Origin of the sequence: Stutzerimonas frequens (assembly GCF_024448335.1) — a bacterium.
In the GTDB taxonomy this organism is placed as follows: domain Bacteria; phylum Pseudomonadota; class Gammaproteobacteria; order Pseudomonadales; family Pseudomonadaceae; genus Stutzerimonas; species Stutzerimonas frequens.
The window spans coordinates 85,857-104,247 of sequence record NZ_JAMOHM010000001.1; the positions used below are offsets into that span (position 1 = coordinate 85,857).

Consider the following 18,391-nt stretch of genomic DNA (forward strand, 5'->3'; position numbering starts at 1 on the left):
TCACCCCGTCATTCACGTGGGCAAAAGGGGGAGCAGTTTACAAAGCCAGCTAGAGCGACACAATTTATTTTTGCAAGCCCCAAAACAGTGCATTGCGCACTTTTTTGGGGCATTTTTTACGCTATTGGCCGATTTCTTTTTGCACGCTGCCAAATGTACGCACCCAAGGCTTGCCGGATCGCAGCGACGCAGGCAGTGATTTGACCGCCGCTAGCGCCGCGGCGCGACTGTTGAAACTGCCATAGGTCACGACATAGAGCGGCTTGCCGTCATGCTGCTTGACGAAATAGCGATAGCCACTTCCTTGCTGCCGGACAATTGCCTGCGCATTTTTCTCGGCACGTGTGCCGAGAATCTGGACCAGGTGGTTGCTCGCAGGCTGGCTCGCATACCAGCCACCGTGCCCCGACACGGGCGGTGAAGCCTCGGTGGTGACACTGGGCTTGGCTGCAGCAGCGCTCTGTCGCACAGCGACCGGCTCTGGCGTAGTCGCCGGTGCCGGCGCCGCGGATGCGACCGACGAAGCCTGCTCCGATATTTGCGGAGCGGGAGCGGGAGCGGGCGCTACGGGAGAGGTAGCGTTAACCGGCTCCGAATCATCAGAGTCGGACATCGCGACGCCACTCTCGTCTTCCCCACCCGCTGCGGCAGCGAGAGGTTCTCGAATCACAGGCTGCGCATCATTACCCAACGGCAAGGACAACGGACGCTCGCTGCCATCGAACTCGATAGCAGCCTGCCCGTCCTGCCCGGCTGGCGCCTGACCGGCATCAGCCGTGGCCGCGGTATCGAGCGGTAGCTGAGTCACCTCCGGCGCGACAGACTGCCGAACGTCCTGCCCACGCAGCAACAGGAAAGCCACCGCAACGAGCAGAACAACCGCAAGGGCGGCCAATACGTGCTTGCGCGGTAGCGCGAAGCCAATGCCGCCGGCCTTGTGGCGCCCGCGGCTGCCCTGCATCGCGGCAAGGAGTTCATCACGGGCGATCTGGTTGATCGAGCCAGGCCAGCCGCCCGATTCATCGTGGATGCGCGCGATCTGCTCTTCGCTGAGGCAATCGATGCCGCTACCCGCGCCCTCGAGCCGCAACGCCAAGTACTCGCGCGTCTCGTCTTCCTCGTATGGCTGCAAGGCAATGACATGGTAGCGCTCGTCGCCCTCGCTCAGGGCCTCGAGACGTCCGGCAAGGGCTGTTTCACCGAATAGAAAAACGTGAGGGCGGGCTTCAGGAACTCCCGCAGCAAGGCGCAGCAGCGTCTCGATCGCGGCTGCAGTGAGACGTTCCGCGTCGTCTACCAGCAGATAGACTTCCTGACCCGTGAGGGCCAGCTGGACGACCTGCGCCATCACACCCTCAAAGTCAGCCTCGCGACTGTTCAGCGCCTGCGCGATCTGCGCGATCAACGCCGTGGAATCGGTAGTGTCCTGCGGTGTGATAACGACGCTCTGGACCGCTTGCTTGTTGCTGCTGGCCACCAAGGCCTGCCGGAGCAATGTCTTGCCACTGCCTTCGGGGCCCGTCACCAACAGCAGCAGCTGACTGTAGCGCGCGAGGTGATGCAACTGCCCCAGCACTGGCTTACGCTGCGCGGGAAAGAATTTGAAACCCGGAACACGCGCCGCGAAGGGGTCATGGCTGAACCCATAGTGGTTCAGATAGGCATCGTCGGCCGACAAACTGGTCATGGAAATTTTCTTACGCTCCCATCTGTTCCGTCATTGCGCCGTAGTTGGCGTTCAAGGTCGCTTCCAGTACATCGCGAGGGAAGTCGCCAGTCACCACGGCTTCTCCCATTCCACGCAGCAGGACCAGACGCAGCTTGCCGTCCAGGACCTTCTTGTCGACCGCCATGTGCTGCAGGAAGTCGCCTGGCTGCATTTCGGCAGGGGGGGACACGGGCAGAGCCGCGCGCTGCAGCAAGCGTATAGCGCGATCACGCTCCGCCTGCTGAATCCAACCAAGCCGAGAAGACATCTCAAGGGCCATGACGGTTCCCGCAGCTACCGCCTCACCATGCAGCCAGACGCCATAACCCATGTGGGTCTCGATAGCATGGCCGAAGGTGTGGCCCAGATTGAGGATGGCCCGCACGCCGGACTCGCGCTCGTCGGCATTGACCACCCGCGCCTTCGCCGCGCACGAACGATGGATCGCTTCGGTCAAAGCGACCGGGTCGAGAGCCCGCAGCCGGTCGACATTCAATTCGAGCCAGCCGATAAACTCTTCATCGCAGATCAACCCGTACTTGATGACTTCCGCCAGCCCGGCCGACAGCTCACGGGCGGGCAGAGTGGCGAGTGTCGAAGTATCGATGATCACCGCTCGAGGCTGGTAGAAGGCACCGATCATGTTCTTGCCCAGCGGGTGATTGATACCGGTTTTGCCGCCGACCGAAGAGTCCACCTGGGACAGCAGGGTTGTCGGCACCTGGATAAAATCGACCCCACGCTGATAGCTTGCCGCGGCATATCCGGCCATGTCGCCAATGACCCCACCACCTAACGCGATGATCATGGTGTTGCGGTCATGACGCGCCTCGAGCAGCGCATCGAAAATCAGCTGAAGCGTCTGCCAGTTTTTGTGCTTCTCGCCATCAGGCAGGATTATGGAGGTAACAGCGTACCCGGAGAGCGCTTGCCTGAGCTGCTCGAGATACAGCGGCGCGACCGTCTCGTTGGCAACGATGGCAACCTGGCGCCCGCGAATCTTTTCCTCGAAGAGATCGCGGCGGTCGATCAACCGCTCGCCGATGTGGATGGGATAGCTACGCTCACCGAGATCGACCTGAAGAGTCCGCATGACACCCCCGAAATAAAGGGGCTTAGAATAACGCAGATTCGTCGCGGCTTTCACCGGGCGCAAGCGACGCGAGACGATCGAGAATCTCCATCACCACCAAACGAGGCGGCCGCTCATCGGTCTCGATGATGACGTCCGCAATCGATCGATACAACGGATCACGAACTGCCATCAGGCTGGCAAGCACACCGCGCGGATCAGCCGACTGCAGGAGTGGACGATTACGATCCCGGGCGGTGCGCTCGAGCTGCTGATCGACCGAAGTGCAGAGGTAGACCACACGCCCGCCAGCACGAAGCGCCTTGCGATTGTCCTCACGCATCACGGCGCCCCCGCCGGTGGCGAGCACCACGCCGTCGAGCCGGCAAAGATCAGCTATCACCGCATGCTCGCGCTCACGGAAGCCACTCTCGCCTTCGACATCGAAGATGAGCGGAATACTGGCGCCGGTACGCTGCTCGATCTCCTTGTCGGAGTCCCTGAACGGCAGACGCAGCTCTTTGGCAAGCAAACGCCCGATGGTGCTTTTCCCAGCTCCCATCGGGCCCACGAGGATGAGGTTTTGCATTAACTTCAGCGACTGGCTTGAATCGCCTGATTATTCATGATCCTCGGCGTGATGAACACAAGCAGTTCAGACTTTCGGTCCTGAACTAGGTCACGGCGGAACAGGCGACCCAAGAACGGGAGATCCCCTAGGAACGGCACCTTGTCCACTGACTTGCTCTGCGTATTGGAGAAAACGCCACCGATTACGATCGTCTCACCATCAGTTACCAGAACCTTTGCGTTAACCTCATTCTTGCGAATGGCCGGTACTCCGGTAGTCGCTGCCTGAGAGAAGTCTGGCTCATCCTTAGTGACCTTGACCTCCATGATGATGCGATTATCCGGTGTGATCTGCGGAGTCACTTCCAGCGAGAGAGCTGCCTCCTTGAACGACGTGCTCGTTGCACCACTGGAGCTCGCCTCCTGATAAGGAACTTCGGAGCCCTTGAGGATCTTTGCAGTTTCTTTGTCTGCGGTGACTACCTTAGGCTGCGAGACAACCTCGCCATTACCGGTTTTCTCCATGGCAGACAGCTGTAGATCTAAAATTGCATTATTCGTAACGAAGCCTAAGCCAAATCCAGACGTTGCTCCCACTGCGCCCATATCGACGAAAGGGGTGTTAAGCGGGGTTTCCCGAATGCCGGGAAACCTCCCGACCTGTCCTTCTTCTCCATCCTCGACGCCAAGATCGCCGTCTTTACCCCAAACGTTCCATTTATCTCCCGACCATAAGTTGCCGCCCCAACGAACACCAAGGCTCTTATCGTAGTCGACGTTTGCCTCAACTATGCGCGCCTCAATCATTACCTGCCGAACCGGAATATCCAGTTGAGCCACGATACGACGCAACTCATCGAGACGCTCCTGAGTCTGGTAGGCAATGATATTGTTGGTGCGGTCATCAACCGCAATAGACCCCCGCTCTTCCGCCATCCCGCCATTATCCGTTACCGACTGAAATAGCCTGGCGATGTCAGCGGCCTTGGCATAGTTAACCTGCACCACCTCACGGCGAAGCGGAGCCAGTTCGGCAATCTGCCGCTGAGACTCAAGCTCCTGACGTTCACGTGCGGCAATTTCGTCGGCAGGAGCCACCAGCAGCACGTTACCGACCTGGCGCTTGTCCAATCCCTTGGTCTTGAGCACCAGGTCCAGAGCCTGATCCCACGGCACGTTCTGCAGACGCAGCGTGATATTGCCGCTAACGGTATCACTTGCAACCAGATTCAGATCGGTAAAATCAGCGATTAGCTGCAATACCGAGCGAACGTCGATGTCCTGGAAATTAAGCGACAGCTTCTCCCCGGAATAAGCAAATCGATCAGCCTTACGCTTTTCCGCTTCGTCTTCCGTAAGAGGTTTTATGCTGATAGTCAGCTTGTTGTCGGTCTGATAGGCCAAATAGTCATATCGCCCGGTCGGTTCGATTGCGATGCTCGCACCACCTGCCTGAGAAGCGGAATCAACGAACCTGACAGGCGTAGCGAAGTCTTGGACATCCAGGCGCACACGCAGCGATTCCGGCAACTGAGCCTTGGCGAAATTTACGCGAATTTTTCCGCCCTGCTCCTCAATGGTCGAGCTGATTGATGGATCCGATAGCGTAATAATCACATTACCGGCTCCATCATCGCCACGCCGAAAGTCAATGTTGTCAATGGCCTTACCAACAGCCACCGCCTTCGCGGGAGCCGTCGTAACAGATGGCTGCGCCACTGCGCTCGGCTGCGCTGAAACCGCTGCCGGGCCACTCACGCCGGCCTTCTCGCCCAGCACGACGAACAGATTCTTGCCATCCACTCGAGTGGAATAGGGCACCAGCGAAGTGAGGTTTACAATCAACCGAGTACGTCCTTGCGCCTCAACGACCGTAACGCTACGTGCATTACCAACCCCCAACTCACGATTCTTCGCTCCCAGATTGTTCGATACACCCGGCAGATCCAGGGCAATGCGAGCAGGCTGTTCAAGGGTGTAACCACGCGGCGGCGCAACGGGCTCGTCGAAAGCCAGCTTGAGCTCGACTCGATCGCCCGGCAGAGCGGCCACATCCAAGGCATTGAGATTGGCTGCCAGTACAGCCGGCGAGACGAACGCCACAAGCACTGAAATGCCGAGGCGCGAGAGAGTACTATTCATAAATTTCTTCCGTTGTGCAGACCGGTAAAGGTTTTCCATGCTTGTGCCCCGCGCTAGGTGCGCTCTTTCAAGGTCAGACTGCGCGGGCGCTCCAGCCACCCACCCTCTCCATCCGGAACGATTTCCACTACATCCACCGCCGCTTCGCTGATCTCGACGATGCGTCCATGGTTACGGCCGAGGTAGTCACCAATCCTGACGCGATGAACACCGTCCCCTCCCCGGATCAGCGCATAACGCCCATGCCCGTTGGAAAGCGTGCCGACCATGGTGAAATTTTCGATATTGAACCCTTCGAGGAACTGTTTGACGCGCGACTCATCAGGCTGGATATCCTTGGAACCTTTTTGCCGCTGCGCCAAATCCAGCTTGACGGGCGGCTGGAATGGATGCCGCAGCGCGGCCGCGCTGTATGTAAAAGCCTCATAGGGGATGAACGCCGGCAGCGGCTCAATCGTTCCCTTCGGCTTTGCCCGAACCTCATCCATGAACGACTGCAGGTCGCTGAAATCTGAACCGCTACCACAACCCCCCAACATCGCTAGGCTTAAGCCCAGCGCAACGAGTTGCACGCCTCTCATTTCTGCAACCCCTTGTCGTTGTACCGATAAGTCTTCGCGACGATGCTCATCCGCAGCTTGGACGCCGAGTCGTCTTTTTCTGGCTTTATTTCAAAGTCGTGCAACGTAACGATTCGCGGCAGACTGGAAACCCCACTCACGAAGGTAGCCAGATCGTGGTAACCACCGATCACCTTTATGTTTATCGGAAGCTCGATATAGAACTGCTGCGCCACTTCCGGCTGCAACTTGATTTCCTCAAACTCCAAACCACTGCCCAGACCAGTCCGAGTTATATCCTCCAACAGCCCTGGAACTTCCGTATCACTAGGCAGTTGCCTCAGCAGAGCACCGAATGATGTTTCCATCTCTGCCATCTGCTCCTTATAGGCTTCAAGGTTGGCCGCCTGAAATGCCTTGCTGGAGAACTGTTGCTTTAGGGTCGTTTCCTGAGCCTGCTGCTGCTCCAACTGCACCTGCATATCCTGCAAATGAAGGTAATAACCCAGAGCCAGCACCACGGCGAGCAGAATGACGCCCGTAATGAACTTGACCGGCGTGGGCCACGAGCCGAGGTTATTCAGATCTAGGTCGGCGACATCAATCTTACGAAGACTCTGCAACGAATCAGCCAGACTCATGGCTTCGCTCCTTCCGTAGAGACGGCTGGCTGGGTCTGCTGTACCGTCAGCTGAAAGACGTTTTCCTGATCAACCGCACCAGCCGTTACCGCCTTGACTTCATTCAGGTTGGGTGATTCAAGCCAGTCCGACCCATCAAGATTGCGCATGAGATTGGAAACCCGATTATTCGACTCAGCAGCCCCGACGATCGCAATGTTCTTGCCGGTCATTTTTAACGAAGTGAAATAAACTCCATCTGGCAGGGTGCGCACCAGCTGGTCGAATACGCGACCAATGATCGGGCGATTTCCCTGTAGATCCTGAATGATCTTCATACGCTCCAGCAATTGCTGACGACGTTCCTTGAGTTCTTTGATTTCCTTGATTCGCGCATCCAGCACGGCAATTTCTTTTTTTATGAATTCGTTGCGCGCACTCTGTTGCTCAATCGCACCCTGAAGATAGCGATCACCAAGAAAAACAAGGCCAGCCGCAACCACCAGCACACCGAAAAGAGAGGCAAGGAAACGCTGCTTGCGTTCTTCACGCAATTGTTCGCGCCAAGGCAGAAGGTTGATCTGCGCCATCAGTCGAAACTCCTTAGCGCCAACCCACACGCAATCATCAGCGAGGGCGCATCACTGGCCAGCGCGCCTGCGTTGACCTTGCTACTCAAAGCCATATCGGCAAACGGGTTGGCAACTAGAGTCTGGGTGCCGATCTTCTGCTGAATGAGATGATCAAGACCCGGGATGGAAGCCGTTCCACCAGCAAGCAGAATGCAATCGACATCATGAAACTGCCCAGCAGCGAAGAAGAACTGCAGCGAGCGTGAGACCTGCTGAACGACCGCTTCTTTGAACGGAAGCAAAACTTCACTGTCGTAGTCATCAGGAAGCCCTCCCTGCTTTTTAGCGAGGCCAGCCTCCTCTTGTGAAAGCCCATAACGGCGTTGGATTTCCTCCGTCAGCTGCCGCCCCCCGAACAATTGCTCACGACTGTATATGGTGCGTCCGTTATGCAGGACGCTCAGAGTCGTCATCGTTGCGCCGATATCCACGACGGCGACGGTCAGTTCACCATGCGCGCTCCCTAACTGCGGCGCCAGAAGGTCATAGGAGCGCTCGAGCGCATAGGCCTCGACATCAACGACCTTCGCGGCGAGTCCGGCCAGGGCCAGCGCCGCCTCGCGCACCTCGACGTTTTCCTTGCGACAGGCAGCGAGCAGAACCTCGACCCGACCGGGCGCACGCGGCGCGGGCCCCTGGACCTCAAAGTCGATCGCCACCTCTTCCAACGGATAGGGAATATATTGGTCGGCTTCGATCTTCAGCTGGTTTTCCAGCTCTTCGTCGGACAGCCCGGCGTCCATCTCGATCGTCTTGGTGATCACCGCTGAGCCGGAGACGGCTACCACGGCTGACTTGCAGCCGGTCTTAGCCTTTGCGACCACACGCTGCAGAGCCTGGCCAACGCCTTCCAGTTCAGCGATGTTCTTTTCGACCACGGCATTTGGTGGGAGCGGCTCAACCGCATAAGCCTCAACCCGGTAGCGGTTCCCCGATCGACTTAATTCGAGAAGCTTGACTGAGGTCGAACTGATATCGATCCCAAGCAGCGTGTTCGCTTTCTTAGTGAAGAGCCCTAGCACGACCGATTTCCTATCTTTATCCGCAACTTACGGATTAATTATGTTTATCCACATTAAATAACAGGCTTGACAGAAGCGCAAATGGCTACCCGGCAAAAAAAACGCATATAATGTGAACGGTTTTCCTCTTTCAGCATCGCCACCTTCCCCCTCCCAAAATTCCCGGATTCCCAGAACCCCGATGCGTCTTTTGAAATTTCTTGCCTGGTCGTGCTTCGCAGTCTTCTGCGCACTGCTGCTGAGCATCAGCGGTGCGTTTCTCTACCTCAATCCCAACCTTCCCTCGGTTGAATCCTTGCGCAGCATACAGCTGCAGATTCCACTGCGGGTTTACAGCGCCGACGAAAAGCTGATCGCCGAGTTCGGCGAGATGCGCCGATCGCCTATCCGCTTCGAGGAAATCCCAGAGGACTTCATCCACGCCCTACTCGCTGCCGAGGACGATAATTTCGCCAATCATTATGGCGTCGACATAACCGGCCTGATGCGCGCTGCCACGCAATTATTGAAAAGCGGACAGATCCAGACAGGCGGCAGCACCATCACCATGCAGGTCGCCAAGAACTATTTCTTAACCAGCGAACGTAGCTTTTCACGCAAAATCAACGAGATTCTGCTGGCGCTGCAGATCGAGCGCGAACTGAGCAAGAACGAGATCCTCGAGCTGTACGTCAACAAGATCTACCTAGGCAACCGCGCCTACGGCATAGAGGCCGCCTCTCAGGTCTATTACGGCAAGTCGATCTCCGAGCTAAGCGTCGCCCAGCTGGCAATGATTGCCGGCCTACCCAAAGCTCCGTCAGCCTTCAATCCATTGGTCAACCCGTCTCGCAGCAAGGAGCGACGCGACTGGATTCTCGGAAGGATGTACAAGCTTGGTTCGTTAGATGAAACGAGCTATCGGCAGGCACTGGCCGAACCTGAGACCGCTCGGTACCACGGCGCGGCCCCCGAACTCGATGCTGCCTATATAGCGGAAATGGCCCGCGCCGAGATGGTCGGACGCTATGGCAGCGCTGCCTATACCGACGGCTTCCGGGTGCATACCACAGTCTCCAGCGAAAGGCAGATAGCAGCCAACATCGCACTCGATAGCGGGCTTATCGAATATGACCAACGACACGGCTACCGCGGCCCGGAGGCACGCCTGGGTGAGCTCCCGCGCGAGTCCTGGATGCAGGAGCTGCGCAAGTACAGGAGTCTTTCCGGGCTGCATCCGGCCGTTGTCACGCAAGTGGAGAACAGCGGCATCCTGGTTCTCACTCGCGACGGCAACGAGCATCCGGTCGCCTGGGAGAGCATGAAATGGGCGCGCCCGTTTCTCGGAACGAACAGCATGGGTCCGCGGCCACAACGCCCCGCGGACGTTGTGAAAATCGGGGATGTCGTGCGTGTTCGCTGGCAGGACGACTCGGCACTGTTCAGCCAGGTCCCGCAAGCACAAGCCGCGCTGGTGTCACTCGACCCGCGGGACGGCTCGATCGAGGCCCTGGCAGGTGGATTCTCGTTCGGACAGAGCAACTACAATCGAGCCATCCAGGCCAAACGACAGCCCGGCTCGAGCTTCAAGCCCTTCATTTACAGCGCCGCTCTGGATGCCGGCTACACCGCGGCAAGTCTCGTCAACGACTCGCCGATCGTATTCGTCGAGGAAGGGATGGATCGCATTTGGCGACCCAAGAACGACAACAACACGTTCCTCGGCCCGATTCGCATGCGCGAGGCGCTCTATAAATCCAGAAACCTGGTATCGATTCGGCTGCTGCAGACCCTCGGCGTTGGGCATACGATCGACTACATCAGCCGCTTCGGCTTCGACCCGCAAGATCTGCCACGCAACCTGTCACTTGCCTTGGGGACCGCTACCTTGACCCCGATGGAGATTGCGACCGGCTGGACCACTTTCGCCAATGGTGGTTACAAGATAGAGCCGTACCTGATCCAGCGAATCGAGGATCGCGAGGGCAAACTGCTCTTCGAGGCAAACCCGGCGCGTGTACCGCAGCACGAACCGCAGGATCATGGTGTGGAGGTCAGTGCAGCGCCGGAACACGAGGTCTCGACTGATGAGCAGACTGATGGCCAGCCTCGCTTCGCCGAGCGGGTCCTTGATGAACGCACCGCGTACATCATGACCAGCATGCTGCAGGACGTCATCAAGCGGGGTACCGGCCGGCGTGCGCTCGCCATGGGGCGCGACGACATCGCCGGCAAGACCGGCACCACCAACGACTCGATCGACAGCTGGTTCTCTGGTTACAACGCCGACATCGTCACGACCGTCTGGGCAGGCTTCGATCAGCCGCAGAGCCTGGGGCGCAATGAATACGGCGGCACAGTCGCCCTGCCGATCTGGATGACCTACATGAGCGCCGTGCTCAAGGACATGCCCGAGCATCCGCCTGCCGAACCGGACGGCTTGCTGAAATTGCGTGTCGATCCGGTCAGCGGTCGCGCCGCAGCGCCAGGCACCCCTGACGCCTATTTCGAAGTATTCAAGAGCGAGGACTCACCGCCACCGATGGGCGAGTTCGAGTCGGGCTATCAGGCTCCTGGCAGCCCTCTACCTGCTGACGAGGCGGCTCCGCTGGATCTGTTCTAAGCACAGCCCCAGTCTACCGCAGGCACAAAAAACCCCGCTAAGGCGGGGTTTTTGTGTTCTCGCTGTCAACCGTTGAAGACGTCGTTCACCGACTTCAGCGGATAGTGCGACGGGTAAGGCAGCGTAGCCACACCACTTTCGATCGCAGCCTTGGCTACAGCGTCCGAAACCAGAGTGATCAGGCGCGGGTCCATAGGCTTCGGAATGATGTACTCGCGGCCGAACTCCAGGCTGTCCACACCATAGGCAGCGGCGACTTCGGCCGGCACCGGCAGCTTGGCCAGATCACGAAGGGCCAGCGCGGCGGCGATCTTCATCTCTTCGTTGATGCGCTTGGCGCGAACGTCCAAGGCGCCACGGAAGATGAACGGGAAGCCAAGCACGTTGTTGACCTGATTCGGATAGTCGGAACGACCGGTCGCCATGATCACGTCGGAACGCGTCGCATGCGCCAGCTCAGGACTGATTTCCGGATCAGGGTTGGAGCAAGCGAACACTACCGGGTTGGCCGCCATGCGCTTGAGACCTTCCGGGCTCAGCAGGTTGGCACCCGACAGACCGACGAAGACGTCAGCACCATCCAGCGCGTCATCCAAGGTGCGCTTATCGGTTTCGTGGGCGAACACGGCCTTGTACTGATTGAGATCGTCGCGACCGGCATGGATCACGCCCTTGCGATCGATCATGAAGATGTTCTCGATCTTCGCACCCATGCTGACCAGCAGCTTCATGCAGGAGGTCGCGGCAGCGCCAGCACCGAGGCAGACGATCTTGGCCTGTTCCAGCGTCTTGCCGGCGATTTCCAGTGCGTTCAGCATACCTGCCGCAGTGACGATCGCCGTGCCGTGCTGGTCGTCATGGAAGACCGGAATATCGCACTGCTCGATCAGCGCGCGCTCGATCTCGAAACACTCCGGCGCCTTGATGTCTTCGAGGTTGATGCCACCAAAGGTGATCGAGATGCGCTTGACGGTATCAATGAAGGCCTGCGGGCTCTCGGCATCGACCTCGATGTCGAATACGTCGACACCGGCGAAGCGCTTGAACAACACACCCTTGCCTTCCATCACCGGCTTGGAAGCCAGCGGACCGAGATTACCCAGACCGAGAATAGCGGTGCCATCGGAGATAACCGCCACCAGGTTGCCCTTGCCGGTGTAGCGGTAAGCCAGCTCCGCATCGCGAGCAATCTCGCGAACCGGCTCGGCGACGCCAGGGCTATAGGCCAGGGACAGGTCACGAGCAGTGGCGGTGGGCTTGGTGAGCTCGACGCTCAACTTCCCCGGACGAGGCTGGGCATGGTATTCGAGCGCGGCAGTTTTCAGGTCAGTCATGTGGCATTTCCGCTTATTTTACTGGGACAGACAGGCGGTCGAGCATACGCCAAGAACGAGCGCGCTCACAAGCCAGCACGCGGCGCAGGCTGTCAAGCCCAGGCAAGTACGACTTTTCGGGTAGACCGGAGCTGACTGCCCAGTCAGCGAGGCAGCCCGAGCATCGCCGGATGGGTCACCCGCAACATCCAGCGAGCCTGTCCTTTTCCGGCCCGCCCGCGACGATCTACCAACCAGCCTCTGGGCTCGAGCGCCGCGCCAGCGAGCCTGGATAACTGTGCCAGATCGAAAGCATCGAATGCCTGTGGCGGAATGTGCACCACTACCGGGCCATCCATTTCCAGCCAATAGCCGCCGCGATTGTGCTCGACGCGCTCGACTAGACCCTGCAACAAGGCGAATCCACCTTGCCTCACCGCGCGGGTCGAGCCCGGCGTCAGCTTGCGCCAGATACCCAGGCGGGATTGCCGCGCCAGCCGCTCAGCCCGCAGATGACAGGCCACCAGCGCCGTATTGGGGGCGATCGCCACCATCAAGCCAAGGCCCTCGGCCAGCAAGGCCGATTCCAGATTGCGGCCCTGCTCGTCATAGGCGTGGGCCAGGGTACGACCATAGCGATCTTTTGACTCGCGCCCAGGGACCAGCCCCACCCGTCCGTTGCTGGCCTCGACCAGCGCGCGCAGCCGACGCTGTGCTGCCACGGCGAAGGGCTCGGCCTTGCGACCGTCACGCCCAAGTTCCGGCGCATTGATGCCGATCAGGCGCACGCTTTGGCCATCGACCAGACGCAGCGTATCGCCATCGACCACCTTCGCCACGCCTACCCGCGGCAGTGTCCCAGGCGAGGGACAGAACGCGAGCGCCGGGAGGCTGCAGATGACGGAAACGAAAAAGGCGCCCACGAGGGACGCCTTTTTCATGTGCTCGGAAAACCTCATCGGATTCCCGCTGTGCCGGCTTACTTGGCGCCGAACACACCGAAACGCTGCTTGAAGCGATCGATACGGCCGCCGGTATCCAGCACCTTCTGCTTGCCGGTGTAGAACGGGTGGCACTCGGAGCACACGTCGATGTTCAGGTTCTTGCCCAGCGTGGAGCGGGTCTTGATGACGTTGCCACAGCTGCAGGTGGCTTCGATTTCGACGTAGTTCGGATGGATATCGGCTTTCATGGTGAATCCTCTGGGATTGCGTGCCGCCACCCGACCCTATGTCGAGTACCGCACGAAGTAGGGCGCGAATCATACCAGAGCACAAAGGTGATGCAAGCGCAGGCGACCGACGTTCCGGCGCCTCCGGACGCGCTATCGGACGGCACCGAGCACCGCGATCGTTTACCATCGGCGCTCGTCACCAAGGATCAACGCGTGCCTTCCAGCATCCTCCGCCTGGCGCTGCCTTCACCGCTGCGCCGCCTGTTCGACTACCTGCCACCACATGGCGTCGCTCCCGACTCGCTGCAGCCGGGCATGCGCCTGCGCGTGCCGTTCGGCCGGCGCGAGGTCATCGGCGTGCTGGTAGAGCTGAGCGATCAGAGCGAAGTGCCGCTGGAAAAACTCAAGCCTGCGCTCGAGCTGCTGGATAGCAAGCCGCCACTGCCGCTCCCCCTGTTCAAGCTCTGCCTGTGGACCGCTCAGTATTACCAGCACAGCCTCGGAGATACCCTGAACTGGGCATTGCCGGTGCTGTTGCGCCAAGGCGAACCGGCCGAAGCGCGCCTGGAACGCTACTGGCGCCTGGTCGAAAGTGCCAGCCCGGACGATCCGCGATTGGCCCGTGCCCCGCGTCAGCGCGAAGCCCTGAAGATCATCGCACAGCATGCCCACGGCCTGCCCCACGCCCTGATCGGCAAGCTGCAGCTGAACAAGGACAGCCTCGACCTGCTGCAGGAGAAGGGCCTGGTAAGGGTGGAGTCGCGCCGCAGCAGCCCAGCGCGACAGCACAGTGGTAGCTGGCTGCTGCAGGCCGAGCTGACGCTGAATGCGCAACAGCGCGCCGCCTTCGAAGCAGTCAGCGCCGGCCTCGGCAGCTTTCGGGCCTTTCTGCTGGCCGGCGTCACCGGCAGCGGCAAGACCGAGGTCTATCTGCAACTGATCCATCGCGTGCTCGCGGCCGGCAAGCAGGCCCTGGTGCTGATCCCGGAGATCAACCTCGGCCCACAGACACTGGCCCGCTTCGAGCAGCGTTTCAATGCGCGGATCGCGCTGCTGCACTCCAACATCAACGATCGCGAGCGGCTCGATGCCTGGCTCGCGGCCCGCGATGGCGAAGCGGACATCATCATCGGCACCCGCTCGGCCCTGTTCACGCCGATGAAGAATCCCGGCCTGATCATCATCGACGAGGAACATGACGCTTCCTATAAACAGCAGGAAGGCCTGCGCTATCACGCCCGCAACCTGGCGCTGGTCCGTGCCCGCCAGGAAAACCTGCCGATCGTGCTCGGCTCGGCGACGCCCTCGCTGGAGAGTCTGCACAACGCCCACAGCGGCCGCTACGCGCTGCTCAAGCTGAGCCAGCGCGCCGGTAATGCCCAGCAGCCGCGCTTCCTGCGACTGGACGTGAAGAGCCGCCCCCTGGACGCCGGCATATCCGGCCCGCTGCAACAGGCCATCGGCCAGACGCTCGCAGCCGGGCAGCAAGTACTGGTCTACCTCAACCGCCGTGGCTTCGCCCCAACCCTGCTTTGCCACGACTGCGGCTGGCTCAGCCAGTGCCCGCGCTGCGATGCGCGCATGACCCTGCACCAACGGCACAACGAACTGCGCTGCCACCACTGCGGGCACGTCGAGCGGCCGCCGCGCAGCTGCCCCGACTGCGGCAAGGTAGACCTGCGCCCGGTCGGCGCCGGGACCGAGCGCGCCGAAGAGCGGCTCGGCGTCCTGTTCCCCGATTACCCGGTGCTGCGCATCGACCGCGACAGCACCGCGCGCAAGGGCGCGATGGAAAAGATGTTCACCACCATCAACCGTGGCGAGCCCTGCCTTTTGGTCGGCACCCAGATGCTCGCCAAGGGGCACCATTTTCCGCGGGTGACCCTGGTGGCGATTCTCGACGCCGACGGCGGGCTGTTTTCCGCCGATTTTCGCGCCAGCGAGCGGATGGCCCAGTTGATCGTGCAGGTCGCTGGGCGTGCCGGACGCGCGGAGGAACCGGGCAACGTGATCATCCAGACGCACCTGGCCGACCACCCGCTGCTGGTGCAGCTGACCGACCAGGGCTATTTCGCCTTCGCCGAGCAGGCGCTGTCCGAACGTCGCGCCGCCGGCCTGCCGCCCTTCAGCCATCTGGCATTGCTGCGCGCCGAAGCGCAGAAGCCCGGCCAGGCCGAGGCCTTCCTCGACGAAGCCTGCACGCTGGCGGAGCAGACGCTCGGGCAGCTGCAGCTCAGCGGCATCGAGCTGCTCGGTCCGGTGCCGGCGCCGATGGAGCGTCGCGCCGGGCGCTACCGGGCGCAGCTGCTGCTGCAGGGCAACGCCCGCGCGGCCCTGCATCGCCTGATGGATGCCTGGGTGCCACTGCTCGAGCAGCTGCCCGGCGGACGCGCCGTGCGCTGGAGCCTGGATGTCGACCCGATCGATCTGTTCTGATTGTGCCTTAGGAAAGCATGACTTTCCGGCAGCGCGAACCACACGGCTTGAAGCCACACCCATCACGCCCCGATAATGCCGGGTTTTCGCGCACTTCCTGCGGACCGAGCCGACCATGAAAGACAGCATTCGCCACCTGATCCAGCAAGCCCTTGTTCGCCTGACCAGCGAGGGCGTGCTGCCGGAGGGACTGACGCCCGCGATCCAGGTGGAAAACACCAAGGACAAGAGTCACGGCGACTTCGCCAGCAACATCGCCATGATGCTGGCCAAGCCAGCCGGCATGAAGCCGCGCGACCTGGCCGAGAAGCTCATCGCCGCACTGCCGCAGGACGCGCAGATCAGCAAGGTCGAGATTGCCGGCCCGGGCTTTCTCAACTTCTTCCAGAACAGCGACGCCCTGGCCCAGCGCCTCGAAACCGCGCTGGCCGATGTGCAACTTGCGGTGCACAAGGCGAGTGCCAAGCAGCGTGTGGTGATCGACCTGTCCTCGCCGAACCTGGCCAAGGAGATGCATGTCGGGCATTTGCGCTCCACCATCATCGGCGATGCGGTAGGCCGGGTGCTGGAGTTCCTCGGCGACGAGGTGATCCGGCAGAACCACGTCGGCGACTGGGGCACCCAGTTCGGCATGCTGCTGGCCTACCTCGAGGAGAAGCCGGCCGCCGCGGAAAGCGAGCTGGCCGACCTCGAGCAGTTCTACCGCGCCGCCAAGCAACGCTTCGACGAGTCGCCCGAGTTCGCCGATCGCGCCCGTGAGCTGGTGGTCAAGCTGCAGGCGGGCGATGCCCAGTGCCTGAGCCTCTGGACGCGCTTCAACGATATCTCGCTGTCGCACTGCCAGAAGATCTATGACCGCCTCAACGTCAAGCTGACCCCCGCTGACGTCAAGGGCGAAAGCGCCTACAACGCCGACCTGGCGGACATCGTCGAGGCCCTGCGCGAGAAGGGCCTGCTCACCGAAGACAATGGCGCCCAGTGCGTCTTCCTCGATGAATTCAAGAACGCCGAAGGCAACCCGCTGCCGGTGATTGTGCAGAAGGCCGGTGGCGGCTATCTATACGCCACCACCGACCTGGCCGCCATGCGCTATCGCAGCCAGCAGCTGCACGCCGACCGCGTGTTGTATTTCGTCGATCAGCGCCAGGCCCTGCATTTCCAGATGGCCTTCGAAGTGGCCCGCCGCGCAGGCTTCGTCCATGAAGGCATGCAGCTCGAGCACATGGGCTTCGGCACCATGAACGGCGCCGACGGCCGCCCGTTCAAGACCCGCGATGGCGGCACGGTCAAGCTGATCGATCTGCTCGACGAAGCCGAGCAGCGCGCCTATGCCCTGGTCAAGGGCAAGAACCCGGAGCTCGACGAAGCCGAGCTGCGCCAGATCGCCCGCGCGGTGGGCATCAGCGCGGTCAAGTACGCCGACCTGTCCAAGCATCGCACCAGCGATTACCGCTTCAACTTCGAACTGATGCTGAGCTTCGAAGGCAACACCGCACCCTACCTGCTCTATGCCTACACCCGCGTGGCCAGCGTGTTCCGCAAGCTAGGCAAGGGTATCGACGAGATCAGCGGGCAGATCGAACTGGTAGCCGAGCAGGAACTCGCTTTGGCCGCCAAGCTCGCCCAGTTCGGCGAAGTGCTGAACAGCGTCGGCGAAAAAGGCGAACCGCACCTGCTGTGCGCTTACCTCTACGACCTGGCCGGGTTGTTCTCCAGTTTCTACGAGCACTGCCCGATTCTCAGCGCCGAACAGGATGCGCAGAAGCAGAGCCGCCTGCGTCTGGCCGCCCTGACCGGCCGCACCCTCAAGCAGGGCCTGGAACTGCTCGGCCTGGAACCACTGGAGCGCATGTAAGTGGCAGCAAGGAAGAAAGCCGCACCCAAGCGGGGCGCCAGCCGTTACCAGGCGCCGGCCAAGCAGCCCGTGCCTGGCTGGATCTGGCTGGTCTGCGGTCTGGTCATCGGCGGCTTCATCATGTTCCTGATGAGCCTTGAGCCGGGCGGCGAGGAGGTCAAACGCAACAAGGACGCGCCCAAGACTGCGATCAAGGAGCAACCCATGCGCACGCCGGCCAACGAGCAGCCACCCAAGCCGAAGTACGACTTCTATACCTTGCTGCCCGAATCCGAAGTGATTCTGCCGCCGGAAACCAAACAGCCTGAACCGCCGACTGCGCCGGTCACAGCCGAAGAAGCGGCGAAGATCGACGAGGCACGCGCCCAGGCCGCGCTCAACGGCCAGGTGCCACCGCCACCACCGACCGTCGCCAAGGCACCGGTGACGCAGTTCTTCCTGCAGGCCGGCTCGTTCCGCCAACAGGCAGAGGCCGACCGGGTGCGCGCGCAGATCATCCTGCTCGGCCAGGATGTGCGGGTGGAAAGCGTCAAGGTTCGCGACGAGCCCTGGTACCGGGTGCTGGTCGGCCCGTTCAGCAGCCGCGAACAACTCAATGCAGCGCAGAAGACCCTTGGGGCAAGCGGCTACAAGAACCTACTGTTGCAGCAACGACAGACGCGCTAAATGAAAACGCCGGGCATGA

The 18,391-nt window shown here is 60.7% G+C and carries 15 protein-coding genes; 4 read left to right on the forward strand and 11 right to left on the reverse strand.

The features are described 5' to 3' along the window. Window positions 1–121: 121 nt before the first annotated feature. The 8 genes from NAO55_RS00395 to NAO55_RS00430 are packed head-to-tail and all read right to left on the reverse strand — an operon-like array spanning window position 122 to window position 8,326. Window positions 122–1,687: an AAA family ATPase gene (locus tag NAO55_RS00395; RefSeq protein ID WP_102839590.1), complete on the reverse strand. Its 1,566-nt coding sequence runs from the start codon at window positions 1,685–1,687 to the stop codon at window positions 122–124. A gap of 10 nt (window positions 1,688–1,697) precedes the next feature. Further along, entirely contained in the window at window positions 1,698–2,801 is a 1,104-nt protein-coding gene (gene aroB, locus NAO55_RS00400; RefSeq protein WP_102839589.1) for a 3-dehydroquinate synthase, read from the reverse strand. A gap of 22 nt (window positions 2,802–2,823) precedes the next feature. Further along, window positions 2,824–3,369 carry a shikimate kinase AroK gene (aroK, locus tag NAO55_RS00405; protein WP_102839588.1) on the reverse strand — a complete coding sequence of 182 codons (546 nt, stop codon included), beginning with the start codon at window positions 3,367–3,369 and terminating at the stop codon, window positions 2,824–2,826. A gap of 5 nt (window positions 3,370–3,374) precedes the next feature. After that, entirely contained in the window at window positions 3,375–5,492 is a 2,118-nt protein-coding gene (locus tag NAO55_RS00410) for a type IV pilus secretin PilQ (protein WP_102839587.1), read from the reverse strand. Window positions 5,493–5,545: 53 nt separating this feature from the next. Further along, on the reverse strand, window positions 5,546–6,073 hold the full coding sequence (pilP, locus tag NAO55_RS00415) for a type 4a pilus biogenesis lipoprotein PilP (RefSeq protein WP_102839586.1): 528 nt from the start codon (window positions 6,071–6,073) through the stop codon (window positions 5,546–5,548). Further along, window positions 6,070–6,693 carry a type 4a pilus biogenesis protein PilO gene (gene pilO / locus NAO55_RS00420; protein ID WP_102839585.1) on the reverse strand — a complete coding sequence of 208 codons (624 nt, stop codon included), beginning with the start codon at window positions 6,691–6,693 and terminating at the stop codon, window positions 6,070–6,072. Before pilO ends, pilP begins: the two co-directional genes overlap by 4 nt. After that, window positions 6,690–7,262, reverse strand: coding sequence for a PilN domain-containing protein (locus NAO55_RS00425; RefSeq protein ID WP_063539613.1), 573 nt, complete (start codon window positions 7,260–7,262; stop codon window positions 6,690–6,692). Before NAO55_RS00425 ends, pilO begins: the two co-directional genes overlap by 4 nt. Further along, complete coding sequence (locus NAO55_RS00430; protein ID WP_102839584.1) at window positions 7,262–8,326, reverse strand: pilus assembly protein PilM; 1,065 nt, start codon at window positions 8,324–8,326, stop codon at window positions 7,262–7,264. Before NAO55_RS00430 ends, NAO55_RS00425 begins: the two co-directional genes overlap by 1 nt. Window positions 8,327–8,507: 181 nt before the next feature. Here NAO55_RS00430 and NAO55_RS00435 point away from each other — a divergent pair, with 181 nt between their 5' ends. Further along, window positions 8,508–10,928, forward strand: coding sequence for a penicillin-binding protein 1A (locus NAO55_RS00435; RefSeq protein ID WP_102839583.1), 2,421 nt, complete (start codon window positions 8,508–8,510; stop codon window positions 10,926–10,928). A 65-nt stretch (window positions 10,929–10,993) separates the two neighbouring features. Here NAO55_RS00435 and NAO55_RS00440 read toward each other — a convergent pair whose 3' ends face one another. The 3 genes from NAO55_RS00440 to rpmE form a co-directional block, all read right to left on the reverse strand. Further along, a complete protein-coding gene (locus NAO55_RS00440; RefSeq protein WP_102839582.1) occupies window positions 10,994–12,262 on the reverse strand; it encodes a malic enzyme-like NAD(P)-binding protein in 1,269 nt (422 codons plus the stop codon). A 143-nt stretch (window positions 12,263–12,405) separates the two neighbouring features. After that, window positions 12,406–13,200, reverse strand: coding sequence for a thermonuclease family protein (locus tag NAO55_RS00445; protein WP_102839581.1), 795 nt, complete (start codon window positions 13,198–13,200; stop codon window positions 12,406–12,408). A gap of 20 nt (window positions 13,201–13,220) precedes the next feature. Beyond that, on the reverse strand, window positions 13,221–13,433 hold the full coding sequence (gene rpmE / locus NAO55_RS00450; protein ID WP_003301052.1) for a 50S ribosomal protein L31: 213 nt from the start codon (window positions 13,431–13,433) through the stop codon (window positions 13,221–13,223). A 195-nt stretch (window positions 13,434–13,628) separates the two neighbouring features. On the opposite strand from rpmE, the gene NAO55_RS00455 reads away from it, so the two are divergent. From NAO55_RS00455 to NAO55_RS00465, 3 genes are all read left to right on the forward strand, one after another. After that, on the forward strand, window positions 13,629–15,851 hold the full coding sequence (locus NAO55_RS00455; protein WP_102839687.1) for a primosomal protein N': 2,223 nt from the start codon (window positions 13,629–13,631) through the stop codon (window positions 15,849–15,851). Window positions 15,852–15,966: 115 nt separating this feature from the next. Beyond that, window positions 15,967–17,706, forward strand: coding sequence for an arginine--tRNA ligase (gene argS / locus NAO55_RS00460; RefSeq protein WP_102839580.1), 1,740 nt, complete (start codon window positions 15,967–15,969; stop codon window positions 17,704–17,706). After that, on the forward strand, window positions 17,707–18,372 hold the full coding sequence (locus tag NAO55_RS00465) for an SPOR domain-containing protein (protein ID WP_102839579.1): 666 nt from the start codon (window positions 17,707–17,709) through the stop codon (window positions 18,370–18,372). Window positions 18,373–18,391 lie beyond the last annotated feature (19 nt).